This window comes from Selenomonas ruminantium subsp. lactilytica TAM6421 (assembly GCF_000284095.1).
In the GTDB taxonomy this organism is placed as follows: domain Bacteria; phylum Bacillota; class Negativicutes; order Selenomonadales; family Selenomonadaceae; genus Selenomonas_A; species Selenomonas_A lactilytica.
Genome location: NC_017068.1, coordinates 1,677,803 through 1,701,545, shown reverse-complemented (window position 1 = coordinate 1,701,545; position 23,743 = coordinate 1,677,803). Strand labels below are relative to the sequence as shown.

The following is a 23,743-nucleotide window of genomic DNA, read 5'->3' as shown; positions in this document are numbered from 1 at the left end:
TTGAACCGTCACTTTTTTTATGATAAACTACTTAGGTATGTGGGCGGTCCTCTGAGTTGGCATGAGCCAGCCACGAACGTCTGATTAAGGAGGAAAATAAAAATGAACATCATCGAGACTCTGGAGAAAGAACAGCTCCGCAGCGACATTCCCGTTTTTGCACCTGGCGACAAGGTTCGCGTACATGCAAAGATCGTCGAAGGCAACCGTGAGCGTATTCAGGTGTTCGAAGGCCGCGTAATCGCTCGTCAGGGCGTTGGCGTTCGTGAGACTTTCACCGTTCGTCGTATTTCCTACGGCATCGGTGTAGAACGTCTGTTCCCGGTTCATTCTCCGCGTATTGCCAAGATTGAAGTTGTTAGCCGCGGTGTTGTCCGTCGTGCAAAACTTTATTATCTGCGCAACCTTACGGGTAAAGCTGCTCGTATCAAAGAAAAACGCTAATCTGCGTAACGGTAGGGACTGCTTCCGAGCAGTCCCTATTTTGCGTAGATGGGCAAATCACAGTAAGAGGAGGAACCCTTTATGAGTTCATTAGGTGAAGAAGCAAAGGACTGGCTGATTTCCATCGTCATTGCGGTGGTGCTGGCCTTCTTTATCCGCGAGTTTGTCGTGGAATTATACATCGTGGATGGCCCGTCCATGCGGCCGACCTTGCAGTCTCAGGAACGTCTGGTGGTCAATAAGTTCATCTACAACTTCCGTGAGCCCCAGAAGAACGAGATTCTCGTGTTTGAGTATCCCCGGGATCGCAGCCGTGATTTTATCAAGCGCGTGATTGCGACAGCAGGCGACACCATCGAGATCAAGGCGGGCAAGGTCTTTGTCAATGACCAGCTCCTGAATGAGGATTATATTCTGGAACCCACCCGCAGCGAATACCCGAAATCCACGGTACCGAAAGGCACGGTCTTCGTAATGGGGGACAACCGCAATAACTCCGAGGACAGCCGTTTTGCCGATGTGGGCTTCGTGCCGCTGGATCTCATCAAGGGCAAGGCTATGCTGGTATTCTGGCCGGTGGGACAGTTCAAGACGTTGCCGTAATGGGGAGGCGTAGACGATGAAGTTTATTTCCTGGAATGTCAATGGCCTGCGGGCCTGTCTGAAAAAGGGATTTATGGAGTCATTCTGTAAGCTGGATGCCGATGTGTTCTGCCTGCAGGAAACGAAGATGCAGCCGGAGCAGGCCATCCTGGATCTGCCGGGCTATAAGCAGTATTGGAACAGCGCCGAGAAAAAGGGCTATTCCGGCACGGCGGTGTTCTCCCGCATCGAGCCGCTGCACGTCACCTATGGTCTGGGCATCGAAGAACATGACCACGAAGGCCGCGTGATTACCCTGGAATTTCCTGAAATGTTTCTGGTCACGGTCTATACGCCCAATTCCAAGCGGGAACTGGAGCGTCTGGCCTACCGCATGGAATGGGAAGATGCGTTCCGGGCATATTTAATGAAGCTGGATGAACAAAAGCCGGTGATTGTCTGCGGGGATCTCAATGTGGCCCATCAAGAGATTGACCTCAAGAACCCTAAGACAAACCATCATAATGCGGGTTTCACCGATGAGGAACGGGGCAAGTTCGGTGAGCTCTTGGATGCCGGCTTTATCGATACTTTCCGCACCCTGTATCCGGATCGCACGGGCATCTATACCTGGTGGTCCTACCTCAGGAAAGCCCGGGATAACAACGCCGGATGGCGCATTGATTATTTTGTGGCTTCCAAGCGCCTGCAGGAAAAAATCCAGGATGCTACCATCCACAATGAGATTTTCGGCAGTGACCATTGCCCGGTGGGATTGGAACTGGAATAATGTCAGAAAATCCTTGACAGGGAAGGCACCTTAGGATAAAATTTATACGTTATGTTGAGTTGAAGGGGGATACAGTTATGTATCCTTCCTTGCTTTATAGAATTTAGGAGGCAGATTACACTAAAATGAGTATGACGACCAATGAAAATCTGAGAAACATTGCCATTATCGCCCACGTTGACCATGGTAAGACCACCCTGGTTGATGGCATGCTGAAACAGAGCCATGTATTCCGTTCCAACGAGCAGGTTGCAGAACGCGTCATGGACTCCGGCGATATCGAGCGCGAGCGCGGCATCACGATCCTGTCCAAGAACACGGCTGTTATGTACAACGGCGTAAAGATCAACATCGTGGATACCCCGGGCCATGCTGACTTCGGCGGTGAAGTTGAACGTGTTCTCAACATGGTTGACGGCGTTGTACTGCTGGTAGATGCCTTTGAAGGCCCGATGCCTCAGACGAAGTACGTGCTGCGCAAGGCTCTCGAGCAGAAGCTGAAGCCGATCGTCGTAATCAACAAGATCGATAAGCCAAACCAGCGTGTAGACGATGTCTATGATGAAGTTCTCGAACTCTTCATGGAACTGGATGCTGACGATGAACAGCTCGACTTCCCGGTTATCTATGCTACGGCTCGTGATGGTATTGCCAAGTACAGCATGGATGATGACAACGACAACCTCGAGCCGCTGATGGAAACCATTGTCAAGGAAATCCCGGCTCCCCATGGTGATCCGGATGCTCCGCTGCAGATGATGATTACGACGCTCGAATCCGATGCTTTTGTAGGCCGCGTGGCCATCGGCCGTATCATCCGCGGTACGGCTAAGCCGAACCAGAATGTCTGCATCATCAATGGCGACCAGGAAACCAAGGCCAAGATTGGCAAGGTATTCACGTATCAGGGCCTGCAGCGCGTAGAGAGCGAATCTGCCAGCATGGGTGAGATCGTTGCCCTGACCGGTCTCGGCGATGTATCCATCGGTTACACGGTAGCTGACGCTGAAAATCCGGAAGCTCTTCCGACCATCAACATCGACGAGCCGACCCTGTCCATGACCTTCGGTGTCAACACGAGCCCGTTCGCCGGCCGTGAAGGTCAGTTCGTAACGTCCCGTCACCTGCGTGACCGCCTGTTCAAGGAAATCGAGACCAACGTGGCCATGAAGGTTGAGGAAACGGATTCTGCTGATGTGTTCAAGGTTTCCGGCCGTGGAGAACTGCATCTCTCCATCCTAATCGAAACCATGCGCCGTGAAGGCTATGAACTGCAGGTCGGCAAACCGGAAGTTGTTTACAAGACCATCAATGGCCAGCTCTGCGAACCGATCGAGAACCTGACGGTTGAAGTGCCGCAGGAATACATGGGCGCTGTTATGGAAGGTCTTGGCACCCGTAAGGCTGAGCTCACGAACATGACGGAGACGGCTGGTTACATGCGCCTCGAATTCACCATTCCGGCCCGCGGCCTGATTGGTTTCCGTTCCGAACTGCTCACCAGCACCAAGGGTAACGGCATCATGAACCATGTGTTCCATGGCTATGCTCCGTACAAGGGCGATATTCCGGGCCGTACCCGCGGTTCCCTCGTTGCCTTCGAACAGGGCGAGACCACCGGTTATGGTATCTTCTCCCTGCAGGATCGCGGCGTGATGTTCATCGAGCCGGGCGAACAGGTTTATGAAGGCATGATCGTCGGTGAGAACTCCCGCGATAACGATATCGATATCAACCCCTGCAAGAAGAAGAACGTATCCAACATGCGTACGTCTTCCTCTGATGAGGCAATCCGCTTGACGCCGCCGCGGATTCTCTCTCTGGAACAGGCTATCGAATACATCAACAATGATGAAATGGTGGAAGTGACGCCGGAACACATCCGTCTGCGTAAATCCATCCTTGACCGTACGGTCCGTGGCCGTGCTGCCAAGAATGCCCGCAAAGGCTAATCTTTACCAATAAGTGAAATAATTCCTGCTGAAAAATATTTTTCAGCAGGAATTTTGCATTTTAGGAAGAACTATGGTATCATAGGATAAGTTAAATGGAATTAGTTGTTGTTGTATTTGACTACAGGTGAAATAAACTACTAAATTACTGGAAGGACGATTGAAGATGGGGGCAGTGTCAAAGATTACAGACAAGTTGATGGGATTGGCGGATCTCATTATGCCTATTCCCGAAGAGGATGAATTTGATTACGCAGAAGAAGCAGAGGAAGAGGCAAAGTCTGCCAAACAGCAACAGAAGTCAGCAAAGGCCAGCCGTCGCAGTGTTGCAGCAAGCGCCAGCTATGCGGAGGAATATAAGGTGGCCAATGGTGATGCCATTCGCGTGGAGCGTTCCAGCTATACGCAGGAGCCGGTGTTCCGGCAGAAGAAACAGCAGCCACAGTTGACCGTGCATACCACGAAGCAGCCGCAGCTCAAGATGCAGATCTTTGCACCGAAGAACTTTGACCAGGTGACGGCGATTGCGGATGATCTCAAATCTGGCAAAGCTTGTGTGGTGAATTACGAGCAGATTGAGGCTCTGGAACAGCGTCGTATCTGTGATTTCGTCAACGGCGTATGCTATGTTCTGGATGGCTCGGCAAAACGCGTTTCCAATCAGATTATGCTCTATGTGCCCAACGGGGTGGATGTGGCAGAAGCCATGACTTTGGCACTGAAGGATTGATAGCTGCCCGTAGATAATTTTGTTATTCGTTAGACCAGGCAGTCCTGCGGGGATTGTCTGGTCTATTTCTATGGATAAAGGTGGAGATATTATGGAACAGAACAATGAAGTATTAGAAGGCGTATTAGCGGAATTTGCCAAACTTGCCGCAATTCCTCGCAAGTCCGGCAATGAACAGGCCGTCAGCGATTTCCTGAAGGGCTATCTGCAGGAAATCGGCCTTAAAGTGACCCAGGACGAGAAAAATAATATCATCGCCGATAAACCGGCCTGCCCAGGCTTTGAAAAAGCGCCGCTGACCATCCTGCAGGGGCATATGGATATGGTTTGCGTAGCTGCCGAAGGTGTGGCTTTTGATCCGCTCAAGGATGCCATCAAATTGGTACGGGATGAGAAATTCCTGCATGCTGATGGTACGAGCCTGGGCGCTGATGATGGCATTGGTGTGGCCGAAGCTATCTATATCATGAAGAATGCCAAGGATCATGGCCCCCTGCGCATGATTGTGACGGTAGATGAAGAGCAGGGCATGACGGGTGCCATCCATCTCGATGCCAAGCATCTGCAGGATGCCAAGTTCCTGATCAACTGCGATTCGGAAAACTATGATGAACTGACCGTGGGCAGCGCCGGCAGTGTGAATCTGGATTTCTCCCGGGAAATCAAATGGGTGAAACCGGAACTTTCCGCCAGCTGGCAGGTTGAGGTCAAAGGTCTTTTGGGCGGTCATTCCGGTGAACGCATCGGCGATGGCCGTGGCAATGCCATCCGCACGCTGGCCATGACGCTGGCAGCCTTGTCTGGAGAAGGTGAAGTGGAACTGGCTGCCTTCAATGGCGGCAAGGCCCGCAATGCCATACCCGATGATGCCCGCATGACCATTGTGACGGATCTGGACAAGGAAACGATTGAAAAAGTCCTTAAGGATCAGCAGGATCGTTTCAACAAGATGTACGGCAGCGTAGATCCCCATGCGCAGTTTGTCTTGACCAGCGTAGCTGCACCGGAGCAGGTCATGACGGCTGGGGACAAGACGCGTCTGATCCGTTTGCTGACCATCCTGCACACGGGTACCTTCGCCATGTCCACGGTGATTCCGGGCCTGGTGGAAACTTCTGCTAATCTGGGCGTGGTGGAAACCACGGATACGGAAGTGAAAGTCCAGTACTTCCCGCGTTCCGCTGTGGATCAGAAGCTGGATGAATTCCGCTTTATGGCAGAAGAATGGGGCGCTTTGACGGGATTCGTTGCTCATATCGGCACGCAGTCTCCAGGCTGGAAGGAAAACAAGGACAGCAAGCTGGCCAAGATCATGGCAGATACCTTCAAGAAGCAGAACGGCAAGGATATGAAGGTGGAAACCATCCATGCCGGCCTCGAATGCGGCTGGCATTTCCGCAAGAACCCGCAGCTGGATATGGTATCCATTGGCGTGACCACCATGGATATCCACAGCCCGAAGGAACGCCTGTTGCTGGAGACGGTCCAACCGCAGGTAGATCTGATTGTGGAAACCCTGCATGCGATTGCAAAGCTGTAAAAGAGAATATTAAAGGGTGGCGAAAAATCTCCTTGATTAGAAAAGTTCGTTGCTAGAAGGATATGCTCCCCCTATGAGGCACAGTAAAGCATGATACTGTCCTCATAGGGGGAGCAGTTCATTCATAATGTGCCGACAATTGCAGTTTGTGGATGCGAGCCTGAACTATTTTGTTACAGCTCAGTGGGGCGGCGGTGGGAATACTTTTTCGCCGCTTCACTAAATGACCCGCCAGCAAAAGTATGTATCTTCCAGCAACCTGCGCCGGGCAAGACCGGCGGCGCGTCCATCAACGAAGTTTCCAGCAAATGCTGTTTGCGGGCCAGCCTTCACTTCGTTCAGGCAGTCGTTCCGCCGGCGGAAAAGCATCCCCACCGCCACCCGGAGCTACGTTTGTCAATGCTGCTATGTTTTGGCTGGAGGATACAAGTACATCGATGTTCTTGTCACAAGAGAAACGGTTCGTGCCGATTGCCAAAAACGTGGCTGGGGCGAACGGGGGAGTGCTTTTTCTGTGGGAGCGACTGTCTGAGCGCAGCGAAGACCGGCCCGAGGTAAGCAGTTACTAGAAAGCACGCTGAAAGACGCGCCGCCGGTCTTGCCCGGCGCCATCTGGCTAAATAGCTCTAAAATTGCCGAGAGGGTCGTTTTAGCGGAAACAGAAAAAGTACTCCCCCGTGAACCCCTGACTGCGCATGAACGGGATACCTTCAGCACGAACGCCCCTACAAACTGCAATTTAATTATATTTGAGGAGGATGCATGTTAAAGGATAAGATTCTCTGGTTGGCTCTTAATGCCAAATACTCCCATACCTCACTTTCCATACGCTATCTGCGCGAGGCGGTACCTGGTTCGGAAATCATGGAGCTGACCATCAATCACCAATTGTTGGCCATGCTGGGAGAGATTTATGCTGCCCAGCCAAAGGTACTTGGAATTTCCTGCTATATTTGGAATATTGAACAGGTCAAGAGCCTGTTGAAGCTTTTGCCTGCGGCGTTGCCGGATACCATCATTATCTGCGGCGGGCCCGAGGTTTCCTATGGCGTGGTCGAATTCATGAGGGAATTTCCCATGGTAGACTATGTGTGTCGTGGGGAAGGGGAGGATGCACTGCCGCAGCTTGTCAGACAGTTGCAGCAGGCTGATTTTGACCGGTCAAAAGTCAATGGTCAGCTTGACTGGTCAGAAATTCCCGGTATTGCCTGGCGCAGTTTGACCGGTCAGATCTGCACAGGTCAGGATGTGACCGTCGCGGATTTTGCCGGCAAAGTGCCCTTTGCTTATCGGGCAGGGGAAATGGCGGATATCAAGGAGCGGATTCTTTACTACGAGACCAGCCGCGGCTGCCCCTTTTCCTGTGCCTATTGCCTGTCCTGCGCTACCGCTGGCGTGCGTTTCCTGCCTTTGGAGCGTGTGTTCAGGGAATTGGATTTCTTTGTCGCCCATGATGTACGGCAGGTGAAATTCGTTGACCGTACGTTCAATGCCAAGAAATCCCACTTTTTGCCCATCCTGAAATACCTGCTGGCACTGCCTGTAGATTGCCGCACGAACTTCCATTTTGAAGTGGCAATAGATTATCTGGATGAGGAAGTCATGCAGGTGCTGGCGCAGATGCCCAAGGGCCGCGTCCAACTGGAAATCGGCATCCAGTCCACTAACGAAACTACGTTGAAAGCCGTGTCCCGTGTCAATCACTGGCAGGATATTGCTGACCATATCAAGGAAATCATGGGCTTTCATAATATGCATCTGCATGTGGATTTGATTATCGGCTTGCCGGGAGAGGGCATGGAGTCCTTCCACAAGTCCTTTAATGATGTCTACGATTTGCAGACGGATATGCTGCAACTGGGTTTTTTGAAGTTCCTCAAAGGTGCGGCCATGATGAAATTGGTTCACCCCTATAACTACCAATATATGCCCATGGCTCCCTATGAGGTACTGCGAAGCGATGCCTTGAGCTACGGCGAAATCCGTTGGTTTCACAGCTTTGAACAGGTGTTTGAACTCTATTACAATGCGGGACGCTGCCACGAGACGGCAAACTATTTGATCCGGGAATCAGAGCAGGGCGATGCCTTTGCCTTTTGGCAGAAGTTCACGGACTGGTGGGAGGAGCGAGGCTTCCATAAGATTGGTCATAGCACCAAGAATCTCTACGGCTATCTGCGGGATTTTGCGCTGAAGACATACGGCTGGCCCTCTGATCTGCTGGATAATCTTCTGCGCTATGATGCCCTGCTGTCTGACGGCGGCAAGATTCGCCCCGAGAACCTCAATTGGAACCGCCTGCAGTATCAGGATATCACGGCTGACTTTTGGAAAGGCGCCCCGAGCCGTGTACGCACATATCTGCCGGATTACGAATTTACCAACTGGCGGGATGTGAACAAGAAATACCATATCGAGATATTTGCCTATAATATGATGTTGACCAGGCAAAAATTGACAGGTCAACAGACGGCACTGCTGTTTGACTATACGCAGGCAGAGCCGCAGTGTCAGCAGATTGAATTGTTTACGGAGGAGCAATGAATTTACAAGAAGAGATTTACCGTCCTTTTTCTGCTTATCTGAAGGAGCGGTATGGCGAGAAAGTCTATAAGCTGCCGATTGCCTTGTCTGTTACTTGCCCAAACAGGGACGGTTCCTGTGGCAATGGAGGTGCTGGCTGTACTTTTTGCGGGGAGATTGGTACGGGCTATGAGAACCTGCCCGCGTCCATGACCATCACGGAGCAGATGGAGGCCAATAAGGCCCATATCATTCCCAAGTACAAGGCAAAGAAATTCATTCCCTATCTGCAGAATTTCAGCAATACCTATACCAAGCCGGAAAAATTAGCGACGTGGGTGGCAGAAGCCGGGGCGCCTGAGGATGTGGTGGCGGTCTATATCGCCACCCGTCCCGACTGTGTCAGCGATGAGCATCTGGCGGTGCTCAGGGAGCAGGCAGATCGATACGGTATCGATATCTGCGTGGAGCTGGGCCTGCAGAGCACCAATGTGCATACCTTGACGGAAATCAACCGCGGCCATACTTTGGCCGAACTGATTGACGCCATTCTGCGCATCAAACGATACGGCCTGCAGTCCTGTGTCCATCTGATCCTGAACTTGCCCTGGGATGATGAGCTGGATGTGATTGAGGATGCCAAGATTTTGTCAGCGTTGGGCGTAGACCAGGTAAAGCTGCATGCTCTTTATATCGTCAAGGGCACGGCCATGGCCAGGGATTATGAAGCGGGGAAAATCAAAATGATCACCCTGCCGGAGTATGAGGATCGGGTGATCAAGTTCCTGGAGCATCTTTCGCCGGATATCGTCCTGCAGCGCATTATCGGCCGGGCACCGGAGGAGAATACCCTCTTTTCCAACTGGCATACAGGCTGGTGGAAGATTCGCGACCATATCATTAACGTCATGCGGCAGGAGGGCAGATATCAGGGAAGACTGTGTGACTATTTAAATGGTAAGGCTGTGCGGAAGTTCATTGCGCATGAAAATAAGCATTAAAAAAGGAACCTTGCGGTTCCTTTTTTTAATGCTTAGAAATGCAGTTTGTTCTTGATGCGTTCTACGGCGCGGACGGTGTTTTCCCGGTTGCCGAAGGCGGTCAAGCGGAAGTAGCCTTCGCCGCAGGGGCCGAAGCCGGCGCCCGGGGTACCGACGATGTTGACTTCCGTCAGCAGCTTGTCGAAGAAATCCCAGGAGGGCATATCGTTCGGTGTCTTGAGCCAGATGTAAGGAGCGTTGACACCGCCATAGGCTTCGATGCCGGCAGCCTGCAGCCCTTCGCGGATGATGCGGGCGTTTTCCATGTAGTAGGCGATGGTTTCCTTGACCTGCTTCTGGCCTTCTTCGGTGTAGATCGCAGCAGCACCGCGCTGGACGATGTAAGCCGTGCCGTTGAATTTCGTGGTATGACGGCGGTTCCAGAGCTTGTTGAATTCCACCAGGCTGCCATCTTTAGCCCGGCCTTTGACGGTCTTGGGGATGATGGTGTAGCCGCAGCGGGTACCGGTGAAGCCTGCGGTCTTGGAGAAGGAGCGGAACTCAATGGCCACGTCCTTGGCCCCCTCAATCTCGTAGATGGAACGGGGCACATCTTCTTCGGTGATATAAGCGGCATAGGCAGCGTCAAAGAGGATAACGGATTCGTTTTCCTTGGCGTAGTTGACCCATTTGGTCAGTTCTTCCCGGGAAAGGGTAGTGCCCGTGGGGTTGTTGGGGCAGCAGAGGTAAATCATGTCCACGCGTTCCTGTGGCAGTTCCGGCGCGAAGTTGTTGCTGGCATCGCAGGGCAAGTAGGTAACACCTTCAAAATGGCCATCCTCGTTGAGGGTTCCCGTGCGGCCCGCCATGACATTGGTGTCCAGATATACAGGATATACCGGATCGGTGATGGCTACCTTATTATCTTCGCCGAAGATTTCCTGGATATTGCCGCAGTCGCTCTTGGAACCGTCGCTGATGAAGATCTCGTCCGTGCCGATTTCAATGCCCCGGGCTTTATAATTATGCTCGATAATGGCTTCGGTCAGGAAGCTGTAGCCCTGTTCCGGGCCATAGCCGCGGAAGGTGTCCGCATTGGCCATTTCGTCCACGGCCTTGTGCATGGCTTCGATACAAGCGGGCGGCAGCGGCTGGGTTACGTCACCGATGCCCAGACGGATGATATCGGCATCCGGATTTGCTTCCTTGAATGCAGCCACGCGGCGGGCGATTTCGGCAAACAGGTAGCTGCCGGGGAGTTTTAAATAATTGTCATTGATTGTTGCCATGGAAAAACCTCCAAAAGAATAATTCTCAATATAACTTTTCGAATATAGTATAAAGCATTAGTATATAAAAATGCAATAGAAAAATAATATTTCAGCTGTAAAATTGTAATCTGAAGAAAAAAATCGAAAACGTAAGGGGCAAAGACTTTACAGGCATGGGAAAAAATGTTATTATATGTAAGTCAACTTAAGTATTTTATGCTAAAGAGTGGGTGTGAACCCACTCTTTACTCTTATGTTTTGAATGCAAATCAGATGTATAGGGAGGTGGATGTATGGCAGCGAAGAATATTGAGGAATCTGTAGAACTCATGGTGCAGGAACTCCTGGCCGGTCAGGACGTCATTGAACTGGTGGATGTGGAGTATGTCAAGGAGTACACGGATTATTATCTGCGTGTCTACATCGATAAAGAAGGCGGCATTGATATTGAGGATTGCCAGGAACTCAGTGAAAAGCTGGAGGTAATCTTAGATGAGCAGGATATCATTCCGGATGCTTATATTTTGGAGGTGTCGTCGCCGGGCATTGACCGTGTGCTCAGAAAGCCCCGTGATTTGGTGCGGGAGCAGGGCAAGGCCGTGGATGTGACTCTCTATGCGCCTCTGGATGGCAAGAAGAATCTCACAGGTGTGCTTACTGCCTTTGACGGGGAGAAGTTCACATTGGATGACGAAGTGACCATCGAATTGAGCAAGGCAGCGCAGATTCGCCTGCATATTGATTTTTAAGGTGTAAGCCTTTAGATAATGGGAGGAAAATAATTTTGGCAAGAAAAACAACGCGTGCAAAGGACAATGGGCAGGAGTTTCTGGAAACCCTGCGGGAGCTGAGCAAGGATCGTGGCATTGACGAAGAAATTCTGTTCGATGCCATCGAGCAGGCCCTGATTACGGCTTATAAGCGTAACTTTGGCTCGGCCCAGAATGTACGGGTTACCCTTTCCCGTGATACGGGCAAGTATCATGTGTATGCCGTAAAGACCGTCGTGGAAGATGCGGAAGACGAGATCACGGAGATTTCTTTGGCACAGGCACTGACCATCCGTCCGGACTATGTGGTGGGCGATGTCATCGAAATCGAAGTGACGCCGGCTAACTTTGGCCGCGTGGCCGCTCAGACGGCTAAGCAGGTCGTGGTGCAGCGCATCCGTGAAGCAGAGCGCGGCATGATCTACGAGGAATTCCAGAGCCGTGAAAGCGATATCCTCACGGGGCTAGTGCAGCGTGTGGAAAACCGCAATGTGTTCATCGATCTGGGCAAGACGGAAGCTGTGTTGACGCCGGCGGAGCAGATCCCGACGGAAACCTATAGCCATGGCGATCGCATCAAGGCCTTCATCGTGGAAGTCAAGAAGACCAACAAGGGACCTCAGGTTGTGGTATCCCGCACTCATCCTGGCTTACTCAAGCGCCTCTTTGAACTGGAAGTTCCCGAGATTCAGGAAGGTATCGTAGAAATCAAATCCGTAGCCCGCGAACCGGGCAACCGCTCCAAGATTGCCGTCTGGTCCAAGGACGAATCCGTGGATCCCGTTGGTTCCTGCGTGGGCTATCGTGGCATGCGCGTACAGGCCATCGTGGATGAACTGGGCAGCGAGAAGATCGATATCGTGAAGTGGAGTGAAGATCCGGCTAAGTTCATTGCCAATGCCCTGAGCCCCTCCAAGGTTGTGTCCGTTGCCGTCAACGAAGCTGAGAAGGTTTCTCGCGTGGTTGTTCCGGATTATCAGCTGTCCCTGGCCATCGGCAAGGAAGGCCAGAACGCCCGTCTGGCTGCCAAGCTTACGGGCTGGAAGATCGACATCAAGAGCGAAAGCCAGGCTGCCGATGAAGAGCTGGACGAAAATATGAATGTGGTGGAAGTGGAAAGCGATGAAGCTTTCACGGCAGAAGGTGAGTAAGGTGAAAACCAGAAAGATACCTCAGCGGATGTGCCTGGGCTGCCAGGAGAGCAAGCCGAAAAAAGAGCTGATCCGCATCGTGCGCAGTCCGGAAGGGGAGTTTTCCGTGGATACCACCGGGAAAAAGCCAGGCCGGGGCGCCTATATATGTTCCAAGATGGAATGCTTCGCCGCTGCCCGCAAGAGCAAAGGGCTGGAGCGTTCCTTCAAGAGTCCGATTGACAAGTCAGTATATGAGCTTTTGGAGCAGCAGTTGAAAGAACTGCCAGAAGCCGAGGGCTGAATATGGCAATTACAAATGAACAGCGCATCACAAATCTTTTGAGCATGGCTCAGAAGGCTGGCCGTATCGTATCCGGGGCGTTTGCCGTGGAACAGGCCGTGAAGAAGAAGCAGGCGGTTCTCGTCCTGCTGGCCGGTGATGCCGCAGAAGAAAGCAAGAAGAATTTCATTGCATTAACAGATAAATTCGCGATTCCCTATGTTTACTGTCTCGATCGTGAGACTTTAGGCGCATGCTTAGGCAAGGAATTTCGCGCTGTCGCCGCGTTGACGGATGACGGCTTTGCGAAAAAACTTCGCCAGCTGATGGAGGAATCACTATGAAATAATTCGGGGGTGGATCAATGTCCAATATTAGAGTTTATGAATTGGCCAAAGAATTCAACAAGGAAACCAAAGAAGTCCTGGAAGTGCTGCAGAAGGGCGGCTTTTCCGTTAAAAATAATTTCAGCAGTGTCGGTGATGCCGAGCGTGAAGCGCTGAAGAAGCATTACCATAAGGGTGCTGCTCCGGCTTCTAAAGTTCCTGCCAAGGAAGCAAAGCCCAAGGCAGAGGTGAAGGAAGTACGGGAAAATGCTCCGGAAAAGAAGAAGGAGCATGGCGAGAAGAGCCAGAACCGTCCGCAGAACAAGGGCAATCACGAGCACAAAGAACATCGTGAGAACCGGGACAATAATCAGCGCAAGGCCAGCAGCAATAATGGCAACGGCAATAACCGCAGCCATGAAGGCGGCAGCCGTGGCGGTCACAGCGAGCACAATAACAATAATAACAACGACCGGAATGACAACCGCAATGAGCGCGGCAGCCGCAATGACCGCAACAAGAACGAGCGGAATGATCGCCGTGGCGGCAAGAATGAACGCAATGGCCGCAACGACCGGAACGATCGCAATGGCCGCAATGATCGCAACAATGACCGCCGTGGCGGCAAGGGCCGTAACAACAAGCGCGGCGGCCAGCAGCCGGCACCTAAGATGGAAATCGCCCGTCCGAAGCACATCAAGCTGCCGGAAATGATTGCCGTCAAGGATCTGGCTTCCAAGATGAGCTACACCGCTGCGGAAGTGGTGAAGAAGCTCTTCATGATGGGGGTAATGGCTACCATCAATCAGGAAATCGACTTCGACACGGCAGCTCTCGTAGCTTCTGAATTCGGTGTAACCTGTGAAGAACTGCCGCCTGATGTAGATCCGACGGAAATCCCCGAAATCGAGGACGATCCCAAGAGCCTGAAGCTGCGTCCGCCGGTTGTTACCGTTATGGGCCATGTTGACCATGGTAAGACTTCTCTGTTGGACTGCATCCGCAACACCCATGTATCCGCCCACGAAGCCGGCGGTATTACCCAGCACATCGGTGCTTATCAGGTAAACTGCAAGGGCAAGAAGATTGTCTTCCTGGATACGCCAGGTCATGAAGCCTTCACGGCTATGCGTGCCCGCGGTGCCCAGATCACGGATATCGCCATCCTCGTAGTGGCTGCCGATGACGGTGTTATGCCCCAGACGGTGGAAGCCATCAACCATGCTAAGTCCGCTAACGTGCCCATCATCGTGGCCGTCAACAAGATCGATAAGCCCGGTGCCAACCCCGAGCGCGTGAAGCAGGAACTCATGGAACATAATCTGGTTCCGGAAGAATACGGCGGTGACACCATTATGGTGCCGGTTTCTGCCAAGCAGCAGATCGGTATCGATGACCTGCTGGAAAACGTTCTGCTGGTAGCCGAAGTGGAAGAACTCAAGGCCAACCCGAACCGTGACGCCCGGGGCGTCATCATCGAAGCCAAGCTCGACAAGGGCCGTGGTACGGTGGCAACGGTTCTCGTGCAGAACGGTACCCTGCGCATCGGTGATTCCGTGGTCTGCGGCACCACCTATGGTAAGGTTCGTGCCATGATCGACGACCGTGGCAACAACGTGAAGAAAGCTGGCCCCTCTGTTCCGGTGGAGATCCTTGGTCTCAACGATGTGCCGGCAGCTGGTGATATCCTGGCTGTGCTGGAAGAAAAACAGGCCCGCTCCATCGCCGAAGCTCGTGTGGAACGTCAGCGCACCAACCTGATCAAGAGCAAGAAGGTTTCTCTGGATGATCTGTTCCATCAGATCCAGGAAGGCGAGATCAAGGACCTCAACATCGTGGTCAAGGCCGACGTACAGGGTTCTGTTGAAGCACTCTGCGGCTCCCTCCTGAAGCTCAACAAGAACGATGAAGTTCGCGTCAGTGTGGTTCATTCCGGCGTTGGTGCCGTCAATGAATCCGACGTTATGCTGGCTTCTGCATCCAATGCCATCATCATCGCCTTCAACGTGCGTCCGGATGCCAATGCCCGTCGCGTGGCGGACACGGAAGATGTGGATATCCGCACTTACCGCGTCATCTATGATGCCCTCAACGATGTGAAGGACGCCATGAGCGGCATGCTGAAGCCCAAGTACAAGGAAGTTGTCCAGGGCCGCGTGGAAATCCGTCAGGTCATGAAGTTCTCCAAGGCTCTCGTTGCTGGTTCCTACGTCCTCGAAGGCAAGATCCACAACAACTCCAAGATCCGTATCATCCGCGACAACATCGAAGTGTTCGATGGCGAGATCGACTCCCTGCGCCGCTTCAAGGATGAGGTCAAGGAAGTTGCCGCTGGTTATGAATGCGGTATCTCCATCATTGACTTCCGTGACTTCAAGGAGGGCGACATCATCGAAGCCTACACCATGGAAGAGATCGCTACGGATATCAATGAAGCTAACAAGGAAGCAGCCAGAAAGCGCCAGGCAGAAGCTGCGGCCAAGGCTGCCAAGGAAAACGAGGAATAATGACTGAATTAGCAATAGAAGGAGGTGCGTAACTGTGGGACAGCTGCGTGTGGAAAAAGTACAGGAGCTCATGAAGCAGGAGATCAGCCAGATCATCCTGCGGGAGCTCAAAGATCCCCGCATTGGCTTTGTCACCGTGACTTCCGTGGAATGCACGGGAGATTTGCGGGAGGCCAAGGTATTTGTCAGCCTGATGGGAAGTGAAAAGCAGGTAAAGGACTGCTGGTCAGGTCTCAACAGCAGCCTGGGCTTTATCCGCCGGGAAATCGGCAAGCGGATTCGCCTGCGGGTAACCCCGGAACTCAGTTTCGCTTTGGATAAGTCGCTGGATTACAGTGCGCATATCCAGGAACTGCTCTTAAAAATCAAGGCCGAGGAAGAAGCAAAAGCAACGGAATCGGCTCCTGAGGAGTAAAATAAATGCAGATTTCATTGAAGGAAACGGCAGCGGCCTTAAAGTCCGTGCAGCGCCTTGTGATTACTGCTCATGTGAACCCCGATGGCGATGCCATCGGGAGCTCGTTGGGCCTGATGCACGCGCTCAAGGCTTTGGGTAAAGAGGTGCAGGTTTTCATCGATGATGATATCCCGGCAGCATTTTCTGTGCTGCCGGGATATGAGCTTATAGGGAAACCTGCGGAGGGACAAAGCATCCCTGCTGACCTGCTGGTGGCGGTGGATGTGAGCCTGGACCGCATCGGTCTGGTGGCAGAAGCGGTAAAAGCTCCTACGCTGAATATCGACCATCATATCACCAACGATGGTCAGGCCGATAAGCTTTATCTCGATGGAACGGCAGCGGCAACTGCCGAAATCATTTACCAGTTGATTGTTGAATTAGGCGTGGCGTGCAATAAAGACATGGCTATGTGTCTCTATACGGGATTGGCTATGGATACCGGCTGGTTCCGGTTCTCCAATGCCACCCCCAATACCTTGCATACGGCGGCAGAACTGCTGGCCTGTGGCGCTATGCCCCATGTGATTTCCGAAGCTTTGGAACAGCGCCCCTATGCTGAGGTACAGAGCCTGGCTGCCGCCATGCAGAAGATTGAGCTTTTGGCCGACGGCAAGGTGGCAGGCGTATGCCTTGACTATGCTTCCCTGCAGGAGCATGAGGCTCCCGAAGGCCTGATTGGTATGGTGCGGGTGATTGAAGGCGTGGATATCGCCTTCACCCTCAAGGAAAAGGAACCGAATCTCTGCCGGGTGAGCCTGCGTTCCAAGGGCATTGACGTGACGAAAATCGCCCTGCAGTTCGGCGGCGGCGGCCATGTGCGGGCCGCAGGCTGCAGCATTGCGAAAAACTGCGCCGAGGCCCGCTCTGACCTTATCCAAGCCATCATGCAGGTGCTGGAGGAAGAAAAATGACGGGGGCAAAGCCGCTGAGCGGCTTCCTCAATATATTGAAACCTCCCGGCATGAGTTCCCATGATATCGTGGGCTATGTCCGGCGTGTGCTCCATACGAAAAAGGTGGGCCATGCAGGCACCCTTGACCCTGCTGCCACAGGTGTTCTGCCTGTCGCCGTGGGGACAGCAACCCGGCTGATCGAGTATCTGGAACTGACGGATAAGACATACCGTGCGGAAATCAAGCTGGGCATCGCCACCGACAGCGGTGACGATACGGGCAGGATTTTGACAAGTCAGACTGACTGGTCAGATTTTGACAAGTCAGAGATTGAAGCCGTGCTGGAGAAGTTCACCGGCAAGATCCGCCAGACGCCGCCAGCCCATTCCGCCATCAAGATCAACGGCCAGAGAGCCTGTGATCTCTTGCGGGCGGGCAAGGAAGTGGAAGTCCCCTCACGGGAAATCACGATTTATCGGCTGGAGCTGCTCTCATACAGCCATGATATGTTGCTGATTGATTGTGACTGCAGCAAGGGGACCTATATCCGCAGCCTCTGTCAGGATATTGGCGAGGCTTTGGGCGTGCCGGCTACCATGGCTTTCCTGCTGCGGCGGCGGGTAGGGGATTTTTCCGTGGAAAATGCCCTGACCTTGGAGGAGTTGGCGGCTAAAGGGGCAGAAGCCCTGCTGCCCGCCGATGAATATCTGAGCGGCATGCAGCGCTTTGACCTGAATCCCAAGCGGGAAAAGGCCTTTGGCAACGGGCTCTCCAGCACCGTGCGCAATTTCACGGCAGAGACCGAAAAACTGCGGGTTTATGCCGATGGCCATTTCATCGGCATTGGCCGTTATGATAAAGACAGAGAAGAAATCCTGCCGGTAAAGGTAATAGGGCGGTGATGAGCAATCATGGAAGTATACAATAAACTAACAGATTTGACAAAAAAATACCCCCGCCTGACGGTGGCACTGGGGATGTTTGATGGCGTCCATATCGGTCATCAGAGCATCATCAGCCATGCGGTGGAGCTGGCAAAAAAAATCGATGGCAAGTCCGTGGTCTTCACCTTCAGCAATCATCCGCTGTCGGTGCTGGCCCCGCAGGCGCTGCCGCCGCAGATTGGCAACAATACCCTGCGGGAGGCAAGGCTCAGGGAACTGGGCGTGGATATCCTGATTGCCATTCCCTTTACCAAGGAATTTGCCAGCCGCCGGCCGGAGGAGTTCCTGGAACTGTTGCGGCTGAACCTGGCACCTTACTATGTGGTGACGGGGCCAAACTACACTTTTGGCTACAAGGGCAAGGGCACCCAAAGGATGCTCATACGGTCGGGCAATGAATATGGCTTTACGGCCGAAATCTGCCCGGCTGTTCTGCGGGATGGCCGTCCGGTAAGTTCCACCCGTGTCCGGGCGCTGATTGCCGAAGGCGATCTGCATACCGCCAGCGATTTCCTGGGCTACCCCTTTACTGTGATGGAGCGGGTGATTCATGGAGATGAGCGGGGGAGAGTCATCGGCTTTCCCACGGCGAACCTGGCCATCAGCGAGCAGCGGGTGATGCTGCCCAATGGTGTCTATGCTGTGGGCGTGAGATTTCAGGGCCGGCAGTATAACGGTGTCGCCAATATCGGCAACAATCCCACCTTCAAGGGATGTAACCGTCGTATCGAAGTCAATATCGAGGACTTCAAGGGTGATCTGTACGACAAGCTCATTGCCGTGGAGTTCCTGGAGAAACTGCGGGACGAAGTCCGCTTCAACGGCGTGGAACAGCTGGTGAAGCAAATCAAAAAAGACAAAGAAAAAGCCAAGAACTATTGGCGCTATTAAGATAATATGCCCAAGAGGCCGGAAAGCTCGTTGACAAAAATGTCAGCGGGCTTTTTTATTGCAGTTTGTCAGTGCGAGCCTGAACGCTTTTGTTACAGAGCAGTGGGGTGGCGGTGGGAATACTTTTCCGCCGCTGCACTAAATGTCCCGCCAGCAGCAGTACGCATCTTCCAGCAACCTGCGCCGGGCAAGTCCGGCGGCGCGTCCATCAACGAAGCATCCAGAAAATCCTGTTTGCGGGCCAGCCTTCACTTCGTTCAGGCAGTCGTTCCGCCGGTGGAAAAGCATCCCCACCGCCGCCCGAGGCCACTGAAAAACTATCCATTTCATACGACTGGCAAATTATCCACAAAAAAAATCGTCGCAGAATGATATTTTTATCATCATTCTGCGACGATTTTGTATATCTCCCCCGTTATTAGGGCTTTATTTCTCCATCATTTTCACAATTCGTTTCATATTTGTTACAAAAAGCGTTAGGGCTCCTTGTAATTCCATACCAATCAGGCCTGCGGATGACGCTATGTCATACCCATGCCTGTGTTTAATCTCACTATTTTTAGCTTCTATCATATAACGCTTTCTAGCCTGTTCCTTAAAATATTCTGTTTCCTGAAACTCCTGTTGTTTCTTGTGTAAATCGCATTTTATCGTAACGGAATAAATCTTGCTTTTGGCACCTTCTTTATAACAGGTTCCACAATGTGGGCATTGCTTACATTTCTCAATGTCAAAATAATAGCTCATTCTTTGATTTGTTCTATTGTTTTTGCGTCCAGTTCTTGCTTTGCGGATGGCCATATGCCCTTCAGGGCATACGAACATTCCCGCATCCTTGTTGAAAGAAAAACCATTGCTGCCTTCAACACGGGAGCCGTTGGATATAACAGGATTCAATTTGGCAATCAGTTCAAAGGATTTTTCTGGCGCATCTTTCGATTCAGCAAATTTAAGATTTTCTTTGCCGGAGTATGCGGTATCACCGATGACACTCTGCACTTCCAGTCCGGCTGCTCTGGTTTTTTCAACTAATGTTCTTAATTGTTCCCCGTCACTGCGCTCGCCACTGGTTACTACTGCAGCTGTAATCAGCCGTTCATCGGTCATGGCAATATGTGTCTTATAGCCAAAGAAGGATGTATCTGCTGTTTTATGCCCGATTCGGGCGTCCTCATCTTTGGAAGTGGCCAAATGTTCTGCATGGTCTTCGACCGTTTCTTTGAGCAAGTTCAGCCTCTCCTGTATGGCAGGCATTTCTGCCATCTGGCTGTCATTTTCTATTGTATTGATTAACTGTCGGCAATATTCCAGCGCATCCACCAGTGAGCCATTTTCTACTTTCTTGGGAAACCTTTCTTTCTTTTGGGGAGAATCTGTCTGGTAAACCGTCTTGCGCAATAGCTTGGCTTGTTCCAACAACCGCTCATAGGCAGATTTCTGGTTATAGCGAGCCTTAGTATGCGTAGCATCTACAATAATTCGTTTGCTCTTGATTACTTTGTTCTCCAAAGCAATTTGGATACTTTTCTTGAGTAACAAATCCAGAATATTCTCATCTTGTAAGCGGAGTTTACGAAATTTGGTTAAGGTAGAAGGGTGGATTACTTCATCTTCAGGGCGGAGTCCCAGAAAATATTTAAATGACATATCATATCGGCTACGTTCAACTAAATCGGAATCCGACATATTGTAGATAACCTTTAACAGCAGATATTTGAACAGCATTATGGGAGAAAGAGCATTACGGCCATTATCCAGGCAATATTTATGCTCCAGTTCATCTTGAATGAAAGAAAAATCTACAAGCGTATTAAATTTTCGCAGAAAATGATTTTTGGGAATGAGACGATCATAGATGGCTGTAAATTCACTAAGCTTGAGTTGCTGGCTATTCCGTAACATGTTGAACCTCCAAGTGTTGATGGCTCCATTATACTAGAAACCGTGGATGAATGCGAATTTCATCACATCCATCCACGGTTATCGTTATATATAGACTTTTTCAGTGGCCTCCCGCCGCCCAGAGTTACGTTTGTCAATGCTGCTATGTTTCGGCTGGAGGATACAAGCACATCGATGTTCTTGTTACGGGAGAACCGGGTTCGTGCCGATTGCCAGAAACGTGGCTGAGGCGAACGGGGGAGTGCTTTTTCTGTGGGAGCGACTGTCTGAGCGCAGCGAAGACCGGCCCAAGGCAGGCAGTTACCAGAAAGCACGCTGAAAGACGCGCCGCCGGTCTTGCCCGGCGCCATCTGGCTAAACAGCTCTAAAATTGCCGAGAGGGTCGTTTTAGCGGAAACAGAAAAAGTACTCCCCCGTGAACCCCTGACTGCGTATGAACGGGATGCCTTCAGCACGAACGCGCCGACAAACTGCAATTTATATGTGTGGAGAACTGTCTTTTTAATATGATGCAATAAACTGAAAATTATTGAATGATAATTTTTTCTATTTGTAAATGAGAATCCTTGACAAGTGTGATTGATATGCGTTATCATAACTTAAGTAGTAATAATCTTATCATTGTTTTAGAGAAATTATTAGGAGGCGTTGATTTTGACATTGAAAGACGGTAAGACCGGCATGACGCTGAAGATTCAGCAGATTGGCGATTCCGACCTCAAGGAAAGACTGATGACCATGGGCCTCACCCCCGGAACGAAAATCAAGGTGCTGCGCAGTGCACCTTTGGGCGATCCCATTGCCATCGGCGTGCGTTCTTACAATCTTGCCCTGCGTCGCGATGATGCAGCCAAGGTTCAGGTGCAGCAGGTAAATTAATCGTCAGGGAGATTGACAATTATGGACAGAGGAGATGTAGTGAATACAATGTCAACATTAGCAGTAGCACTTACCGGTAACCCCAACGTGGGCAAATCTACGATTTTCAACGAGCTTACTGGTGCCCGTCAGAAAATCGGCAACTGGCCGGGGGTTACAGTCGATAAGAAGGTAGGTTATACGCGCCATAACGACCGGGCAATTTCCATCGTGGACCTGCCGGGTACCTACAGCATCAATGCCCGTTCTCCGGAGGAAAAGATCGTCATCGATTACCTCCTGAACAATAAGCTTGACCTTGTGGTGGATGTCGTGGACAGCTCCAACCTTGAGCGCAACCTTTTCTTGACAGTGCAGTTGTTGGAGCAGGGGATTCCCGTGCTGATTGACCTCAACATGAAGGATGATGCAGAACGCCGTGGCATCAAAGTGGATTGCCGCAAGATGGAAGATGCCTTCGGCATGCCGGTGGTGGAAAGCATTGGCCGCAGCAGCAAGAGCACGAAGAAGCTGCTGGACGTGTTCACCAGCACGGTGATGGACAACTATGAGCCCAGTGAGCGGGTAAAAGCCCATATCGCCAAGGTGGCAGAAATCAAGGCCAGCGCCAAGAGCGAGGATGAGAAGAACGAAGAGATCATCGAAGCCCGCTATGCTTTGATTGACTCTGTGGTTTCGGAAGCCGTTACGGTGAAGAATGTCGGTTCCGATATGTCGGAGAAGCTGGACAAGTTCCTGGCCAATGGCATTCTGGCACTGCCAATTTTCCTGGCTATTATGTATGCGGTGTTCAACATCACATTTGAATGGATTGGCCAGCCCATTGCTGATGCACTGGACTCTGCCATCAACGAAGACTTCCTGGATTTTGCCAAGGATAGCCTGACGGAAGCCGGTGTGGCTGAATGGATGGTATCTTTGGTTACCGATGGTATCATTGGCGGTGTCGGCGCGGTGCTGACCTTCGTACCGCTGATTTTCGTGCTGTTCTTCTGCCTGTCCTTCCTGGATGGTACGGGTTACATGGCTCGCATTGCCTTTATCATGGACCCGATCATGCGTCGTTGCGGCCTCACGGGTAAAGGCGTTATGCCGCTGATGATGGGCTTTGGCTGCGGCGTTCCTTCCATCATGGGTGCCCGTGCGCTGGATTCGGAAAAAGACCGCATGGTGTCCATCATGGTTACGCCGTTCCTGACCTGCGGTGCAAAACTGCCGATCATGGCTCTGTTTGCAGCTATGTTCTTCCCGGATAATGCCGCCGATATCGTGTTCTCCATGTATATCATCGGTGTGGTTATGGCTATCGTTGCGGCTAAGCTCTTGGGCAGCACGGTGTTCAAGGATGGCGGTTCCACCTTCCTGTTGGAACTCCCGCCGTATCGTATGCCGGATATGAAGACGGTTCTGCTGGAAACCTGGGATAAGGGTAAGGGTTACCTCGTTAAAGCCGGTACCATTATCTTTGCCGCTTCCGTTCTCCTTTGGGTTATGTCCAACTACAACTTCGATGGTCCCTGCGAAATCAACGAGTCCATCCTGGTAACGCTGGGCAGCTGGATGAGCACCCTGTTCGTGTTCCATGGCTTCGATACCTGGGAAGCTGGCGCAGCCCTGCTTTCCGGTATTATGGCCAAAGAAACGGTAGTAGCAACGATCGGTATCCTCTATGGTGCAGCTGATGTTTCCACGGAAGCAGAAGATGCACTGGAAACGGCTGATACCCTGATGAAGACGGGCATGGCTACCAGCTTCACGGCTCTGTCTGCCTTTGCTTTCATGATTTTCTCCCAGCTCTACACGCCCTGCGTAACGGCTCTGGGTACGATCAAGAAGGAAGCCGGCGGCTGGAAGTGGATGGGCTTCTCCGCTGTCTATATGTTTGTGATTGCCTGGGTGGTTTCCCTGGTGGTATACCAGATTGGCAGACTTCTCGGCTTCTGATT

Annotated in this window: 21 protein-coding genes; 19 read left to right on the top strand and 2 right to left on the bottom strand. The window is 51.8% G+C overall.

From position 1 onward, the window contains the following. The first annotated feature begins 102 nt into the window (after positions 1–102). The 8 genes from rplS to mnmL all read left to right on the top strand — a co-directional run bounded on the left by rplS (position 103) and on the right by mnmL (position 9,562). Positions 103–444 carry a 50S ribosomal protein L19 gene (gene rplS / locus SELR_RS08295; RefSeq protein WP_014424772.1) on the top strand — a complete coding sequence of 114 codons (342 nt, stop codon included), beginning with the start codon at positions 103–105 and terminating at the stop codon, positions 442–444. An 81-nt stretch (positions 445–525) separates the two neighbouring features. Further along, positions 526–1,047 (top strand): signal peptidase I, encoded by a 522-nt coding sequence (gene lepB / locus SELR_RS08290; protein ID WP_014424771.1) that lies wholly within the window; start codon positions 526–528, stop codon positions 1,045–1,047. 16 nt (positions 1,048–1,063) lie between these two features. Then, positions 1,064–1,816, top strand: coding sequence for an exodeoxyribonuclease III (locus SELR_RS08285; RefSeq protein WP_014424770.1), 753 nt, complete (start codon positions 1,064–1,066; stop codon positions 1,814–1,816). Positions 1,817–1,947: 131 nt separating this feature from the next. Continuing rightward, the gene (typA, locus tag SELR_RS08280; RefSeq protein WP_041914690.1) at positions 1,948–3,768 is read left to right on the top strand and encodes a translational GTPase TypA; all 1,821 of its coding nucleotides are present in this window, start codon (positions 1,948–1,950) and stop codon (positions 3,766–3,768) included. A 166-nt stretch (positions 3,769–3,934) separates the two neighbouring features. Continuing rightward, positions 3,935–4,498, top strand: a complete 564-nt coding sequence (locus SELR_RS08275) for a cell division protein SepF (protein WP_014424768.1) — start codon at positions 3,935–3,937, stop codon at positions 4,496–4,498. Positions 4,499–4,589: 91 nt separating this feature from the next. Beyond that, positions 4,590–6,038, top strand: a complete 1,449-nt coding sequence (gene pepD / locus SELR_RS08270; RefSeq protein WP_014424767.1) for a beta-Ala-His dipeptidase — start codon at positions 4,590–4,592, stop codon at positions 6,036–6,038. A gap of 762 nt (positions 6,039–6,800) precedes the next feature. Next, complete coding sequence (locus tag SELR_RS08265) at positions 6,801–8,582, top strand: B12-binding domain-containing radical SAM protein (protein ID WP_014424764.1); 1,782 nt, start codon at positions 6,801–6,803, stop codon at positions 8,580–8,582. After that, positions 8,579–9,562, top strand: a complete 984-nt coding sequence (mnmL, locus tag SELR_RS08260; protein WP_014424763.1) for a tRNA modification radical SAM protein MnmL/YtqA — start codon at positions 8,579–8,581, stop codon at positions 9,560–9,562. Before SELR_RS08265 ends, mnmL begins: the two co-directional genes overlap by 4 nt. A gap of 32 nt (positions 9,563–9,594) precedes the next feature. On the opposite strand, the gene SELR_RS08255 is transcribed toward mnmL, so the two are convergent. Beyond that, complete coding sequence (locus SELR_RS08255; protein WP_014424762.1) at positions 9,595–10,830, bottom strand: LL-diaminopimelate aminotransferase; 1,236 nt, start codon at positions 10,828–10,830, stop codon at positions 9,595–9,597. Between the two features lie 275 nt (positions 10,831–11,105). Here SELR_RS08255 and SELR_RS08250 point away from each other — a divergent pair, with 275 nt between their 5' ends. Genes SELR_RS08250 through SELR_RS08210 form a run of 9 tightly spaced genes read left to right on the top strand, consistent with a single transcriptional unit; the run spans position 11,106 to position 19,016 of the window. Beyond that, positions 11,106–11,561 (top strand): ribosome maturation factor RimP, encoded by a 456-nt coding sequence (locus tag SELR_RS08250; RefSeq protein WP_014424761.1) that lies wholly within the window; start codon positions 11,106–11,108, stop codon positions 11,559–11,561. 35 nt (positions 11,562–11,596) lie between these two features. Continuing rightward, positions 11,597–12,733, top strand: a complete 1,137-nt coding sequence (nusA, locus tag SELR_RS08245; protein ID WP_014424760.1) for a transcription termination factor NusA — start codon at positions 11,597–11,599, stop codon at positions 12,731–12,733. Between the two features lies 1 nt (position 12,734). Further along, positions 12,735–13,016, top strand: coding sequence for an RNase P modulator RnpM (rnpM, locus tag SELR_RS08240; protein WP_014424759.1), 282 nt, complete (start codon positions 12,735–12,737; stop codon positions 13,014–13,016). A 2-nt stretch (positions 13,017–13,018) separates the two neighbouring features. Further along, complete coding sequence (locus tag SELR_RS08235; RefSeq protein WP_014424758.1) at positions 13,019–13,339, top strand: L7Ae/L30e/S12e/Gadd45 family ribosomal protein; 321 nt, start codon at positions 13,019–13,021, stop codon at positions 13,337–13,339. Between the two features lie 20 nt (positions 13,340–13,359). Continuing rightward, complete coding sequence (gene infB / locus SELR_RS08230) at positions 13,360–15,828, top strand: translation initiation factor IF-2 (RefSeq protein ID WP_014424757.1); 2,469 nt, start codon at positions 13,360–13,362, stop codon at positions 15,826–15,828. Between the two features lie 34 nt (positions 15,829–15,862). After that, positions 15,863–16,243 (top strand): 30S ribosome-binding factor RbfA, encoded by a 381-nt coding sequence (gene rbfA / locus SELR_RS08225; RefSeq protein WP_014424756.1) that lies wholly within the window; start codon positions 15,863–15,865, stop codon positions 16,241–16,243. A 5-nt stretch (positions 16,244–16,248) separates the two neighbouring features. After that, positions 16,249–17,199, top strand: a complete 951-nt coding sequence (locus SELR_RS08220) for a DHH family phosphoesterase (protein ID WP_014424755.1) — start codon at positions 16,249–16,251, stop codon at positions 17,197–17,199. A gap of 14 nt (positions 17,200–17,213) precedes the next feature. Beyond that, positions 17,214–18,083, top strand: coding sequence for a tRNA pseudouridine(55) synthase TruB (gene truB, locus SELR_RS08215; RefSeq protein ID WP_041914689.1), 870 nt, complete (start codon positions 17,214–17,216; stop codon positions 18,081–18,083). Between the two features lie 9 nt (positions 18,084–18,092). Beyond that, entirely contained in the window at positions 18,093–19,016 is a 924-nt protein-coding gene (locus tag SELR_RS08210) for a bifunctional riboflavin kinase/FAD synthetase (protein WP_014424753.1), read from the top strand. A gap of 426 nt (positions 19,017–19,442) precedes the next feature. On the opposite strand, the gene SELR_RS08205 is transcribed toward SELR_RS08210, so the two are convergent. Beyond that, a complete protein-coding gene (locus SELR_RS08205; protein ID WP_014423221.1) occupies positions 19,443–20,918 on the bottom strand; it encodes an IS1182 family transposase in 1,476 nt (491 codons plus the stop codon). A 654-nt stretch (positions 20,919–21,572) separates the two neighbouring features. On the opposite strand from SELR_RS08205, the gene SELR_RS08200 reads away from it, so the two are divergent. Next, positions 21,573–21,797, top strand: coding sequence for a FeoA family protein (locus tag SELR_RS08200; protein ID WP_014424750.1), 225 nt, complete (start codon positions 21,573–21,575; stop codon positions 21,795–21,797). 48 nt (positions 21,798–21,845) lie between these two features. Continuing rightward, on the top strand, positions 21,846–23,741 hold the full coding sequence (gene feoB / locus SELR_RS08195; RefSeq protein WP_014424749.1) for a ferrous iron transport protein B: 1,896 nt from the start codon (positions 21,846–21,848) through the stop codon (positions 23,739–23,741). Positions 23,742–23,743: the final 2 nt, after the last annotated feature.